Annotated in this window: 1 protein-coding gene and 2 pseudogenes; 2 read left to right on the top strand and 1 reads right to left on the bottom strand. The window is 76.0% G+C overall.

Features of this window, described 5'->3' with window-relative positions:
* Positions 1–276 precede the first annotated feature (276 nt).
* Positions 277–7,027 (bottom strand): annotated as a pseudogene (locus ABD946_RS39670) (type I polyketide synthase); the annotation flags it as partial.
* Between ABD946_RS39670 and ABD946_RS39665 the strand changes: the two are divergent.
* Both ABD946_RS39665 and ABD946_RS43240 read left to right on the top strand, forming a co-directional pair.
* A pseudogene (locus ABD946_RS39665) lies at positions 7,025–14,650 on the top strand (SDR family NAD(P)-dependent oxidoreductase); the annotation flags it as partial. The pseudogenes ABD946_RS39670 and ABD946_RS39665 sit on opposite strands and share 3 nt — an antisense overlap.
* Positions 14,651–14,693: 43 nt before the next feature.
* A partial coding sequence (locus ABD946_RS43240) for a polyketide synthase docking domain-containing protein (protein WP_425558809.1) occupies positions 14,694–14,804 on the top strand: 111 nt, incomplete at its 3' end.

Genomic DNA, 14,804 nt, shown 5'->3' with positions numbered 1-14,804 from the left:
ACCAGAGTTTGGCTGCCGAGAGCAGGAAGCGTGTCCAGGCTGGCCGTGGTTCCGGCAATGTTTCCGTTGGACGGGGACGAACCCCGTCCGGCCCGGCGGACTCAGGTCTCTGAGCGGACGGTGAGCAAGTGTGCGTGCTCACCTCGACGAAGACAGTGTGGCCTCGGCGCCAGCGCTCGGGCCGGGGGGTGTTGGTCTCTCCTCGAAGCGGACGGGTCTCTCGTCAGTTTGGTTCACCCAGTTAATTCGGCGTCCAGGTCGCCTGCGGAGATGAATTCACTGCACAGTCACCCAGGTGCTGAATGAGGAGAGCAGACTGCACCTCGGCCGGTGCGCGGTCGACCGGGAGACCAGCTCCACAGCTCCTCCCGCAGGCCGTCCACGCTGGCGGAGATGCGGCTTATCCACCGGGATCAGCGGGCCCGGCCTAGCCTCCGCCCTAGCCCTCGACCAGTTCGCCAGCGCCTGCGGCTCGCCGGAGACCACGGTGGCGGAGGGGGGCCGTTGACCACTGCGACCGAGAGCCGGCCGCCCATGCGCGAACCGCTCGTGACCTCGTGGCGGCGGGCTAGCGGGGGGGGGGGCACACACCGAGGCCATTCCGCCCCGGCCGAGAGGGCCAGGATGGCCCCCCTGCTGCGCAGGGGCCACCACCCGCACGTGCGCCGTCGGCCAGCCCGGCTCAGCCGCCGGCCGCCACGGCGGCGGCGATCTCCTCGCCCCTGGCTGTGGCCGACCACCCACCGCGTTCGGGGCGGAACGGCCGTGGGCCTGCCAAGCTCGGGCCAGCGAGACCATCACGGCCCCAGCACCGGCTTGCGACCAGCGTCCCCACGCCGGTCCAGGCCGTGCCGCGGCCCTCTCGCCGGGGCGCAACACTCTCACAGGCGCGACCATCGGTGTGCGGGGCGAGGGCCCCGCGCACTCCGCGAATCCGGGCCAGCGAAGGCCCGTTGCGTGTCCCAGGAGGGTTCCGAACCGCCATGCCGGCCCACTGGATCCCTGCGGGGAAGACAAGACGGTCCCGTCCCGTCCACGTCGTCCCTGCCGTGGCCAGCGCGGGCGAGGGGTGCGCCGGGGGCGAGCAGCTTCAGCCCGTCCGGGTCCGCCGACCACCACGGCCCGCTCCTCCAACGCGCCCCCCGGGTGGTGACCAGGGCGTGCGCCACGTCGACCGGCTCGGCGCCCTCCAGCGCCTCGGCCACCCGCCCGGCCTGCTCGCGCAGGGCCTGCGGGGTGCGGGCCGAGACCACGAAGGGCAGCACCGGCGGGGTGGCGCCGCGCTCGGGAGCGGGCGCCTCCTGCGGGGCCTGCTCGATGATCACGTGGGCGTTGGTGCCGGAGACCCCGAAGGAGGAGATCCCGGCCCGGCGCGGGCGGTCCACCCCGGGCCAGTCCTGACGCTCGGTCAGCAGCTCGACCGCACCGGCCGACCAGTCCACGTACGGGGACGGCTCGTCCACGTGCAGGGTCTGCGGCAGCACGCCGTGGCGGATGGCCTGCACCATCTTGATCACCCCGGCCGCGCCGGCGGCGGCCTGGGTGTGGCCGATGTTGGACTTCAACGAGCCGAGCAGCAGCGGCTGTTCGCGGTCCTGGCCGTAGGTGGCGAGCAGCGCCTGGGCCTCGATCGGGTCACCCAGGCGGGTGCCGGTGCCGTGGCCCTCGACGGCGTCCACCTCGTGCGCGGCAAGGCCGCCTGGGCCAGCGCCTGCCGGATGACGCGCTGCTGGGAGGGACCGCTCGGCGCGGTCAGGCCGTTGGAGCGCCGTCCTGGTTGACGGCGCTGCCGCGCAGCACCGCCAGCACCTGGTGACCGTTGCGCCCGCGCGTCGGAGAGCCGCTCGACCAGCAGCAGGCCGACGCCCTCGCCCCAGCCGGTGCCGTCCGCCGCCCCCGCGTAGGCCTTGCAGCGGCCGTCCTCGGAGAGCGCCCGCTGACGGGAGAACTCCACGAAGGTGGTCGGGGTGGACATCACCGCGACGCCACCGGCCAGGGCCAGGTCGCACTCCCCGGCCCGCAGCGACTGCGCGGCCAGGTGCAGGGCGACCAGCGAGGAGGAGCAGGCGGTGTCCACCGTGACGGCCGGGCCCTCGAAACCGAAGGTGTAGGAGATCCGGCCCGAGGCGACACTGCCCGCGCTGCCGTTGCCGAGCCAGCCCTCCAGCTCCGCCGGGACCTCACGGACCCGGGGCGCGTAGTCGTGGTACATCATCCCGGCGAAGACGCCGGTCCGGCTGCCGCGCAGGGTGGCCGGGTCGATGCCGGCGCTCTCCAGCGCCTCCCACCCGGTCTCCAGCAGCAGGCGCTGCTGGGGGTCGGTGGCCAGTGCCTCGCGCGGGGAGATGCCGAAGAACGCGGCGTCGAACTCGCGGCCCGGTCGAGGAATCCGCCGTGCCGGGTGTACGAGGTGCCGGGCCGCTCCGGGTCCGGGTCGTAGAGGTTCTCCAGGTCCCAGCCGCGGTCGGTCGGGAACTCCCCGACGGCGTCCCGGCCTTCGGCCACCAGCTGCCAGAGCTCGTCCGGCGTGGTCACCCCGCCGGGCAGGCGGCAGGCCATGCCGACGATGGCGATCGGGTCGTCGGCGGGCAGCGGCGCCGGGGACGCCGTACGGACCGCCGGGGCCTTCGCCGCGCCCAGCAGCTCGGTGAGCAGGTGCTCGGCGAGGGCGGCCGGGTTGGGGTGGTCGAAGACCAGGGTGGCGGAGAGGCGCAGACCGGTGGCCGCGCCGATCCGGTTGCGCAGCTCCACGGCGGTCAGCGAGTCCAGCCCGAGGCTGGTGAACGGCCGCTGCGCGCCGACCGAGCCGGCGTCCGTGCCGAGCACGGCGCCCACCTCGGTGCGGACCAGGCGCAGCACCGTGGCGAGGCGCTCGGCCCGGTCCGGCAGCGCGGCCAGCCGCTCCGTGAGCGGGGCCTCCCCCGCCGCCGCACCACCGCTGCCCGCCGCCCGGCGGACCGGGCGGACCAGGCCGCGCAGCAGCGCGGGCCACCGGACGGCCGCGCAGGGCGGCCAGGTCGAGCGGGGCGGGGACCAGCACCGGACGGTCCGTCAGCAGGCCGGCCGCGTCGAAGAGCGCGGCGCCCTCGGCCGAGCCGATCGGGCGGATCCCGAGCCGGGCCAGGCGGGGCGTGGTCGTGGCGCTCAGGTGGCCGGTGATGCCACTGGCCTCGGCCCACTGGCCCCAGGCCAGCGACTGGGGCCGGCAGGCCGATCGAGCGCCGGTGGGCGGCCAGCGCGTCCAGGTAGGTGTTGGCGGCGGAGTAGCTGGCCTGCCCCGGCGAACCGAGGACGGCGGCGACCGAGGAGTAGAGCACGAAGGCGGCCAGCTCGTGACCCCTGGTCAGCTCGTGCAGATGGCGGGCGCCGTCGGCCTTCGGGGCCCACACCGCCTCCAGTCGGGACGGCGTCAGCGAACCGAAGACACCGTCGTCCACCACACCGGCCGTGTGCACCACGGCGGTGAGCGGGTGCTCGGCCGGTACCGCGGCGATCGCGGCGGCCAGCGCCTCGCGGTCCGCCGCGTCGGCGGCCACGATGGTCACCCGTGCGCCCAATCCGGCCAGCTCCTCGCGGAGTTCGGCCGCACCGGGGGCAGCATCGCCGCTGCGGGAAAGCAGAAGCAGGTGCTTCACGCCGCGCCCGGCGACCAGGTGACGGGCCAGCAGCCCGCCCAGCACGCCGGTTCCACCGGTGATCAGCACCGTGCCCTCCGGGTCCCAGGGCCGCGCCTCGCCGTGCTCCGGCACGGTCACCCGGGCCAGCCTCGGCACGTGCACCCGGCCGTCGCGCAGGGCGAGTTGGGGCTCGCCGGAGGCCAGCACCGCCGGCAGCAGCCCGGCGACGTCACCGTCCACCATGACGATCCGCTCCGGGTGCTCGGACTGCGCGGAGCGCAGCAGCCCCCCAGACCGGGGCCACCACCGGGTCCGGTGCCTCGCCGGCGACGGAGACGGCACCGCTGGTCAGGACGACCAGCCGGGCCCCCGCGTTCGCCTCGTCCGCCAGCCACTCCTGCGTGGCGGTCAGCACCTCGGCGAGCACGCCCTCCCGGGCCTCGGCCCGCAGGACGGTGTGGCCGGGAAGCCCGTCCGCCTCCTCCGTCTCGGACAGCGCGAGCTCGGGCCACTCGACCGCGAACAGCGCGTCCCGGTCGACCGCCGGGGCGGTGCCCAGTGCGCCGTCCTGCACCGGCCGGGTGACCAGGGAGGCGAGCGAGATCACCGGGCGGGCCCTCGGCGTCGGTGGCCTCGATGGCGTAGTCGTCCGCGCCGCTGACGGTGAGCCGGACCCGGATCCGGGCGGCGCCCGCCGCGTGCAGCGAGACCCCCCGGTAGGCGAACGGCAGGCGCCGCACCCCGGCCTCGCTGCCGTGCAGGGCCGGGAGTTGGGCCGCCGCGTCCAGCAGGGCCGGGTGGATGCCGAAGCGGGAGGCGTCCGGGACGAGCTGCTCGGGGAGGGCGGCCTCGGCGTACAGGGTGTCACCGTCGCGCCAGACCGTCTCCAGGCCGCGGAAGGCGGGTCCGTACTCCAGGCCGACCCCGGCCAGCAGCTCGTACGCCTCGGTGACCGGGATCTCCTCGGCGCCATGCGGCGGCCAGACGAAGGGCTCGGCAGCGGCCGTGCGCTCGGAGAGCAGACCGGAGGCGTGCCGGGTCCACTCCCCCCGCCACGCCCGCCCGGGAGTGGACGGCGACCGGACGCGTCCCGTCCTCGGCCGACTCGCCGACGGTGACCTGGAGTTTGGAGGGCGCCCTCGGCCGGAGCAGCAGCGGCGACTCGACCACCAGCTCCTCCAGGGTGGCCGCGCCGACCTCGTCACCGGCCCGGACGGCGAGTTCGACCAGGGCCGCACCGGGCGCCAGGACGGTGCCGAGCGCCACGTGGTCGGCCAGCCAGGGGTGGGTGCGCAGCGAGAGGCTGCCGGTCAGCACCACGCCCGAGGAGCCGGCCGGGGTCAGGGCCGCGCCGAGCAGCGGGTGCTCGACCGCACCGAGGCCCAGGCCGCCGGCGTCGGCGGTCCGACGGGCGGGCTCCAGCCAGTAACGGCGGCGCTGGAACGGGTAGGTGGGCAGGTCGAGCTGCGGGCGGCGGGCGCCGCCGAACAGCGCGGCCCAGTCCACCGGGTGGCCCTGGACGTGGATCCGGGCCAGCGCGGTGACGGCGGTCCCGGCCTCGTCGCGGTCGCGGCGCAGCGCGGCTGCCGTGACGGGCTCGTCCAGGATGGTGCCGACCAGGCCGCTGAGCGTGCCGTCCGGGCCGAGCTCGACGAAGGTGCTGACGCCCTCGGCCGCCAACTCCCCGATGACGTCGGCGAAGCGGACCGCCTCGCGGACCTGGCGGACCCAGTACTGCGGGTCGGTGAGCTCGGCGGCGGTGGCGATCCGGCCGGTCAGGTTGGAGACCACCGGGATCTGCGGGGCGCTGTAGCCGAGGTGGGCGGCCACCCGGCCGAAGTCGGCGAGCATGGCCGTCCAGGTGGGCGGAGTGGAAGGCGTGACTGACCTTCAGCTGCTTGGTCCGGCGGTCGGCGAAGCGCTCGCGGACGGCGGCCACGGCCTCGGCGTCGCCGGAGACCACCACCGAACGCGGGCCGTGACGGCCGCGATCTCCGCACCGGGGACCAGGACCTCTCGTACCTCCTCCTCGGTCGCCTCGACCGCCACCATCGCACCACCACCGGGCAGTTCCTGCATCAACCGGGCCCGGGCCGCCACCAGCGAGGCCGCATCGGCCAGCGAGAACACCCCCCGCCACGTGGGCCGCGGCCAGCTCACCGATCGAGTGCCCGGCCAGTAGGTCCGGCCGCACGCCCCAGGACTCGAAGAGCCGGAACAGCGCGACCTCCACCGCGAACAACGCGGCTGCGTCCCACCCCGTCTCGTCCAGACCCTCACCACTCGCGATCACCTCGCCCAGCGGCAGGCCGAGCGCCTCGGCCACCGCGTCGAAGGCCTGCGCGTAGACCGGGAAGGCGGCGTACAACTCCCGCCCCATGCCCACACCGCTGGCTGCCCTGCCCGGAGAACAGGAACGCCAGACCACCGGACCCGGCGGTCCCGCGCACCACACCCGGGCCGTCCAGCGCCCGCAGCGCCTCGACGCCGCCGAGCACCACCGCGCGCTCCTCCAGCGCGGCCCGCGCGGTCGCGAGCGACTGGGCGACCGCCGACGGGTCGGCCGTCGAGGCTAGGTCGGCGACCTGGTCGGCCTGGGCCACCAAGGCCTCCGGCGTCCGCGCGGAGAGCACGAAGGGCAGCACGGCCGGGGCCTCGGTGGCCACGACCACCGCGGCCTCCTCCGGCGCCTGCTCGATGATCACGTGCGCGTTGGTGCCGGAGACCCCGAAGGCGGAGACGCCGACCCGGCGCGGGCGGTCCAGCGCGGGCCAGGGCTGGTCCTCCGTCAGCACCCGCACCGTGCCCGCCGACCAGTCGACGTGCGGGGAGGGCTCGTCCACGTGCAGGGTGCGCGGCAGCACGCCGTTGCGGATCGCCAGCACCGACTTGATCACGCCCGCGACACCCGCCGCGGCCTGGCTGTGGCCGATGTTGGACTTCACCGAGCCGAGCCAGAGCGGGCGTTCGGCGTCGCGCTCCTGCCCGTAGGTGGCGATCAGGGCCTGCGCCTCGATCGGGTCGCCCAGCGTGGTGCCGGTGCCGTGTGCCTCCACCGCGTCCACCTCGTGGGCGGCGAGGCCCGCCTGGGCCAGCGCCTGGCGGATGACGCGCTGCTGGGAGGGACCGCTCGGCGCGGTCAGGCCGTTGGAGGCGCCGTCCTGGTTGACGGCGCTGCCGCGCAGCACCGCCAGCACCTGGTGCCCGTTGCGCCGCGCGTCGGAGAGCCGCTCCACCAGCAGCAGGCCCACGCCCTCGGCCCAGCCGGTGCCGTCGGCGGCCGCCGCGAAGGCCTTGCAGCGGCCGTCGGGCGACATGGCCCGCTGGCGGGAGAACTCCACGAAGGTGGTCGGGGTGGTCATCAGCAGCACGCCGCCCGCCACCGCCAGGTCCGACTCCCCGGCGCGCAGTCACTGCGCGCCGGGGAGTCGGACCTGGCGGTGGCGGGCGGCGTGCTGCTGATGACCACCCCGACCACCTTCGTGGAGTTCTCCCGCCAGCGGGCCATGTCGCCCGACGGCCGCTGCAAGGCCTTCGCGGCGGCCGCCGACGGCACCGGCTGGGCCGAGGGCGTGGGCCTGCTGCTGGTGGAGCGGCTCTCCGACGCGCGGCGCAACGGGCACCAGGTGCTGGCGGTGCTGCGCGGCAGCGCCGTCAACCAGGACGGCGCCTCCAACGGCCTGACCGCGCCGAGCGGTCCCTCCCAGCAGCGCGTCATCCGCCAGGCGCTGGCCCAGGCGGGCCTCGCCGCCCACGAGGTGGACGCGGTGGAGGCACACGGCACCGGCACCACGCTGGGCGACCCGATCGAGGCGCAGGCCCTGATCGCCACCTACGGGCAGGAGCGCGACGCCGAACGCCCGCTCTGGCTCGGCTCGGTGAAGTCCAACATCGGCCACAGCCAGGCCGCGGCGGGTGTCGCGGGCGTGATCAAGTCGGTGCTGGCGATCCGCAACGGCGTGCTGCCGCGCACCCTGCACGTGGACGAGCCCTCCCCGCACGTCGACTGGTCGGCGGGCACGGTGCGGGTGCTGACGGAGGACCAGCCCTGGCCCGCGCTGGACCGCCCGCGCCGGGTCGGCGTCTCCGCCTTCGGGGTCTCCGGCACCAACGCGCACGTGATCATCGAGCAGGCGCCGGAGGAGGCCGCGGTGGTCGTGGCCACCGAGGCCCCGGCCGTGCTGCCCTTCGTGCTCTCCGCGCGGACGCCGGAGGCCTTGGTGGCCCAGGCCGACCAGGTCGCCGACCTAGCCTCGACGGCCGACCCGTCGGCGGTCGCCCAGTCGCTCGCGACCGCGCGGGCCGCGCTGGAGGAGCGCGCGGTGGTGCTCGGCGGCGTCGAGGCGCTGCGGGCGCTGGACGGCCCGGGTGTGGTGCGCGGGACCGCCGGGTCCGGTGGTCTGGCGTTCCTGTTCTCCGGGCAGGGCAGCCAGCGGGTGGGCATGGGGCGGGAGTTGTACGCCGCCTTCCCGGTCTACGCGCAGGCCTTCGACGCGGTGGCCGAGGCGCTCGGCCTGCCGCTGGGCGAGGTGATCGCGAGTGGTGAGGGTCTGGACGAGACGGGGTGGACGCAGCCGGCGTTGTTCGCGGTGGAGGTCGCGCTGTTCCGGCTCTTCGAGTCCTGGGGCGTGCGGCCGGACCTACTGGCCGGGCACTCGATCGGTGAGCTGGCCGCGGCCCACGTGGCGGGGGTGTTCTCGCTGGCCGATGCGGCCTCGCTGGTGGCGGCCCGGGCCCGGTTGATGCAGGAACTGCCCGGTGGTGGTGCGATGGTGGCGGTCGAGGCGACCGAGGAGGAGGTACGAGAGGTCCTGGTCCCCGGTGCGGAGATCGCGGCCGTCAACGGCCCGCGTTCGGTGGTGGTCTCCGGCGACGCCGAGGCCGTGGCCGCCGTCCGCGAGCGCTTCGCCGACCGCCGGACCAAGCAGCTGAAGGTCAGTCACGCCTTCCACTCCGCCCACCTGGACGGCATGCTCGCCGACTTCGGCCGGGTGGCCGCCCACCTCGGCTACAGCGCCCCGCAGATCCCGGTGGTCTCCAACCTGACCGGCCGGATCGCCACCGCCGCCGAGCTCACCGACCCGCAGTACTGGGTCCGCCAGGTCCGCGAGGCGGTCCGCTTCGCCGACGTCATCGGGGAGTTGGCGGCCGAGGGCGTCAGCACCTTCGTCGAGCTCGGCCCGGACGGCACGCTCAGCGGCCTGGTCGGCACCATCCTGGACGAGCCCGTCACGGCAGCCGCGCTGCGCCGCGACCGCGACGAGGCCGGGACCGCCGTCACCGCGCTGGCCCGGATCCACGTCCAGGGCCACCCGGTGGACTGGGCCGCGCTGTTCGGCGGCGCCCGCCGCCCGCAGCTCGACCTGCCCACCTACCCGTTCCAGCGCCGCCGTTACTGGCTGGAGCCCGCCCGTCGGACCGCCGACGCCGGCGGCCTGGGCCTCGGTGCGGTCGAGCACCCGCTGCTCGGCGCGGCCCTGACCCCGGCCGGCTCCTCGGGCGTGGTGCTGACCGGCAGCCTCTCGCTGCGCACCCACCCCTGGCTGGCCGACCACGTGGCGCTCGGCACCGTCCTGGCGCCCGGTGCGGCCCTGGTCGAACTCGCCGTCCGGGCCGGTGACGAGGTCGGCGCGGCCACCCTGGAGGAGCTGGTGGTCGAGTCGCCGCTGCTGCTCCCGGCCGAGGGCGCCCTCCAACTCCAGGTCACCGTCGGCGAGTCGGCCGAGGACGGGACGCGTCCGGTCGCCGTCCACTCCCGGGCGGGCGTGGCGGGGGAGTGGACCCGGCACGCCTCCGGTCTGCTCTCCGAGCGCACGGCCGCTGCCGAGCCCTTCGTCTGGCCGCCGCATGGCGCCGAGGAGATCCCGGTCACCGAGGCGTACGAGCTGCTGGCCGGGGTCGGCCTGGAGTACGGACCCGCCTTCCGCGGCCTGGAGACGGTCTGGCGCGACGGTGACACCCTGTACGCCGAGGCCGCCCTCCCCGAGCAGCTCGTCCCGGACGCCTCCCGCTTCGGCATCCACCCGGCCCTGCTGGACGCGGCGGCCCAACTCCCGGCCCTGCACGGCAGCGAGGCCGGGGTGCGGCGCCTGCCGTTCGCCTACCGGGGGGTCTCGCTGCACGCGGCGGGCGCCGCCCGGATCCGGGTCCGGCTCACCGTCAGCGGCGCGGACGACTACGCCATCGAGGCCACCGACGCCGAGGGCCGCCCGGTGATCTCGCTCGCCTCCCTGGTCACCCGGCCGGTGCAGGACGGCGCACTGGGCACCGCCCCGGCGGTCGACCGGGACGCGCTGTTCGCGGTCGAGTGGCCCGAGCTCGCGCTGTCCGAGACGGAGGAGGCGGACGGGCTTCCCGGCCACACCGTCCTGCGGGCCGAGGCCCGGGAGGGCGTGCTCGCCGAGGTGCTGACCGCCACGCAGGAGTGGCTGGCGGACGAGGCGAACGCGGGGGCCCGGCTGGTCGTCCTGACCAGCGGTGCCGTCTCCGTCGCCGGCGAGGCACCGGACCCGGTGGTGGCCCCGGTCTGGGGGCTGCTGCGCTCCGCGCAGTCCGAGCACCCGGAGCGGATCGTCCTGGTGGACGGTGACGTCGCCGGGCTGCTGCCGGCGGTGCTGGCCTCCGGCGAGCCCCAACTCGCCCTGCGCGACGGCCGGGTGCACGTGCCGAGGCTGGCCCGGGTGACCGTGCCGGAGCACGGCGAGGCGCGGCCCTGGGACCCGGAGGGCACGGTGCTGATCACCGGTGGAACCGGCGTGCTGGGCGGGCTGCTGGCCCGTCACCTGGTCGCCGGGCGCGGCGTGAAGCACCTGCTTCTGCTTTCCCGCAGCGGCGATGCTGCCCCCGGTGCGGCCGAACTCCGCGAGGAGCTGGCCGGATTGGGCGCACGGGTGACCATCGTGGCCGCCGACGCGGCGGACCGCGAGGCGCTGGCCGCCGCGATCGCCGCGGTACCGGCCGAGCACCCGCTCACCGCCGTGGTGCACACGGCCGGTGTGGTGGACGACGGTGTCTTCGGTTCGCTGACGCCGTCCCGACTGGAGGCGGTGTGGGCCCCGAAGGCCGACGGCGCCCGCCATCTGCACGAGCTGACCAGGGGTCACGAGCTGGCCGCCTTCGTGCTCTACTCCTCGGTCGCCGCCGTCCTCGGTTCGCCGGGGCAGGCCAGCTACTCCGCCGCCAACACCTACCTGGACGCGCTGGCCGCCCACCGGCGCTCGATCGGCCTGCCGGCCCAGTCGCTGGCCTGGGGCCAGTGGGCCGAGGCCAGTGGCATCACCGGCCACCTGAGCGCCACCGACCACGCCCGCCTGGCCCGGCTCGGGATCCGCCCGATCGGCTCGGCCGAGGGCGCCGCGCTCTTCGACGCGGCCGGCCTGCTGACGGACCGTCCGGTGCTGGTCCCCGCCCCGCTCGACCTGGCCGCCCTGCGCGGCCGTCCGGTGCCCGCGCTGCTGCGCGGCCTGGTCCGCCCGGTCCGCCGGGCGGCGGGCAGCGGTGGTGCGGCGGCGGGGGAGGCCCCGCTCACGGAGCGGCTGGCCGCGCTGCCGGACCGGGCCGAGCGCCTCGCCACGGTGCTGCGCCTGGTCCGCACCGAGGTGGGCGCCGTGCTCGGCACGGACGCCGGCTCGGTCGGCGCGCAGCGGCCGTTCACCAGCCTCGGGCTGGACTCGCTGACCGCCGTGGAGCTGCGCAACCGGATCGGCGCGGCCACCGGTCTGCGCCTCTCCGCCACCCTGGTCTTCGACCACCCCAACCCGGCCGCCCTCGCCGAGCACCTGCTCACCGAGCTGCTGGGCGCGGCGAAGGCCCCGGCGGTCCGTACGGCGTCCCCGGCGCCGCTGCCCGCCGACGACCCGATCGCCATCGTCGGCATGGCCTGCCGCCTGCCCGGCGGGGTGACCACGCCGGACGAGCTCTGGCAGCTGGTGGCCGAAGGCCGGGACGCCGTCGGGGAGTTCCCGACCGACCGCGGCTGGGACCTGGAGAACCTCTACGACCCGGACCCGGAGCGGCCCGGCACCTCGTACACCCGGCACGGCGGATTCCTCGACCGGGCCGCCGAGTTCGACGCCGCGTTCTTCGGCATCTCCCCGCGCGAGGCACTGGCCACCGACCCCCAGCAGCGCCTGCTGCTGGAGACCGGGTGGGAGGCGCTGGAGAGCGCCGGCATCGACCCGGCCACCCTGCGCGGCAGCCGGACCGGCGTCTTCGCCGGGATGATGTACCACGACTACGCGCCCCGGGTCCGTGAGGTCCCGGCGGAGCTGGAGGGCTGGCTCGGCAACGGCAGCGCGGGCAGTGTCGCCTCGGGCCGGATCTCCTACACCTTCGGTTTCGAGGGCCCGGCCGTCACGGTGGACACCGCCTGCTCCTCCTCGCTGGTCGCCCTGCACCTGGCCGCGCAGTCGCTGCGGGCCGGGGAGTGCGACCTGGCCCTGGCCGGTGGCGTCGCGGTGATGTCCACCCCGACCACCTTCGTGGAGTTCTCCCGTCAGCGGGCGCTCTCCGAGGACGGCCGCTGCAAGGCCTACGCGGGGGCGGCGGACGGCACCGGCTGGGGCGAGGGCGTCGGCCTGCTGCTGGTCGAGCGGCTCTCCGACGCGCGGCGCAACGGTCACCAGGTGCTGGCGGTGCTGCGCGGCAGCGCCGTCAACCAGGACGGCGCCTCCAACGGCCTGACCGCGCCGAGCGGTCCCTCCCAGCAGCGCGTCATCCGGCAGGCGCTGGCCCAGGCGGGCCTTGCCGCGCACGAGGTGGACGCCGTCGAGGGCCACGGCACCGGCACCCGCCTGGGTGACCCGATCGAGGCCCAGGCGCTGCTCGCCACCTACGGCCAGGACCGCGAACAGCCGCTGCTGCTCGGCTCGTTGAAGTCCAACATCGGCCACACCCAGGCCGCCGCCGGCGCGGCCGGGGTGATCAAGATGGTGCAGGCCATCCGCCACGGCGTGCTGCCGCAGACCCTGCACGTGGACGAGCCGTCCCCGTACGTGGACTGGTCGGCCGGTGCGGTCGAGCTGCTGACCGAGCGTCAGGACTGGCCCGGGGTGGACCGCCCGCGCCGGGCCGGGATCTCCTCCTTCGGGGTCTCCGGCACCAACGCCCACGTGATCATCGAGCAGGCCCCGCAGGAGGCGCCCGCTCCCGAGCGCGGCGCCACCCCGCCGGTGCTGCCCTTCGTGGTCTCGGCCCGCACCCCGCAGGCCCTGCGCGAGCAGGCCGGGCGGGTGGCCGAGGCGCTGGAGGGCGCCGAGCCGGTCGACGTGGCGCACGCCCTGGTCACCACCCGGGGCGCGCTGGAGGAGCGGGCCGTGGTGGTCGGCGACCCGGCCGGGCTGAAGCTGCTCGCCGCCGGCGACCCCTCGCCCGCGCTGGTCACCGGCCGGGCCGACGTGGACGGCCGGACCGTCTTCGTCTTCCCCGGCCAGGGCTCCCAGTGGGCCGGCATGGCGGTCGGACTCCTGGACACCGCACCGGCCTTCGCGGCCCGGATCGCGGAGTGCGCGGCGGCCCTCGCCCCGCACACCGACTGGTCGCTGCTGGACGTGCTGCGCGGCGAGCCGGGCGCGCCCGGCCTGGACCGGGTGGACGTGGTGCAGCCGGTGCTGTGGGCCGTGATGGTCTCGCTGGCCGAGCTCTGGCAGGCCCACGGCGTCCGCCCGGACGCGGTGGTCGGCCACAGCCAGGGCGAGATCGCCGCCGCCGTGGTGGCCGGCGGCCTGAGCCTGGCCGACGGCGCCCGGGTGGTGGCCCTGCGCAGCCGGGCCATCCTGGCCCTCTCGGGCCGGGGCGGAATGGCCTCGGTGGCGCTGCCCGCCGCCGAGGTCACCGAGCGGATCGCCGCCTGGGGCGGCCGGCTCTCGGTCGCCGTGGTCAACGGCCCCTCCGCCACCGTGGTCTCCGGCGAGCCGCAGGCGCTGGCCGAACTGGTCGAGGGCTACCGGGCGGAGGAGGTCCGGGCCCGGCTGATCCCGGTGGACTACGCCTCGCACTCCGCCCAGGTGGACGGCCTGCGGGAGGAGCTGCTGGAGCTGCTCGCCCCGGTCCGACCGCGCACCGGCGAGGTGCCGCTGCTCTCCACCGTCACCGGTGACTGGCAGGACACCGCGGCGCTGGACGCCGAGTACTGGGTGACCAACCTGCGCGAGACCGTCCGCTTCGAGGAGGCGGCCCGAGCGCTGGCCGCCGAGGGCCACACGGTCTTCGTCGAGGTGAGCCCGCACCCCGTGCTCACCGTCCCGCTCCAGGAGACCCTGGAGTCCGCCGGGGCCGGACGGGGTTCGGTCGTCACCGGAACCCTTCGCCGGGACCACGGCGGCCTGGACCGCTTCCTGCTCTCGGCCGCCGAACTCTGGGTGCGCGGCGCGGCGGTGGACTGGCCGGCCGTGCTGGCCGGAGCCCGTCCGCGCCGGGTGGCGCTGCCCGGCTACGCCTTCCAGCGTCAGCGGTACTGGCTGGACGCCACCGTCACCAACTCCACCGTGACGGCCCCGGCCGTCCAGGCCGCCGAGGTGGGCGAGACCGCCCCGTGGGTGGCCCGGCTCGCGGTCCTCGACGACCCGTCGGCCCGCGAGGCGCTGCTGCTGGACCTGGTCCGCCGGGAGGCGGCGGCCGTGCTCGGCCACCCCGACACCGGGGAGGTCGGCGCCGACCGGGCCTTCCGGGACCTGGGCCTGAGTTCGCTGACCGCCGTCGAACTGCGCAACCGGATCGGCGCCGGGACGGGCCTGGAGCTGCCCGCCACCCTGGTCTTCGACCACCCGAACCCGGCCGCGCTGGCCGCCCACCTGCTGGCCGAACTGCCGGTAGGGGACAGGGCGGTGGAGCTCGGAGCGCTGGAGTCGGTGGCCGCGCTGGAGCGGCTGCTGGACGGCCCGGCCGACCAGGACCGCGACCAGGTGCTGGCCCGGCTGCGGGCGCTGGTCGACCGCTGGGGCCAGGACCCTTCCGCCGAGGACGAGTTCGACCTGGACCTGGACAGCGCCACCGACGAGGAGCTCTTCGCCCTGATCGACGGCAACTCCGACTGAGCGCCCGCACCGCAACCACCCGCACGTGATCCGAGAGGCAACGATGTCCAACGACCAGAAGCTCAGGGACTACCTGAAGCGGGCCCTGGCCGACGCCCAGAAGGCCAACAAGCGGCTCCAGGAAGTGGAGCGGGCCAAGCACGAGCCGATCGCC

Source organism: Kitasatospora albolonga (genome assembly GCF_039535905.1).
Taxonomy (GTDB): Bacteria; Actinomycetota; Actinomycetes; order Streptomycetales; family Streptomycetaceae; genus Kitasatospora; species Kitasatospora albolonga.
The sequence above is the reverse complement of the archived record's forward strand: the minus strand, read 5'-3'. Positions and strand labels throughout refer to the sequence as shown.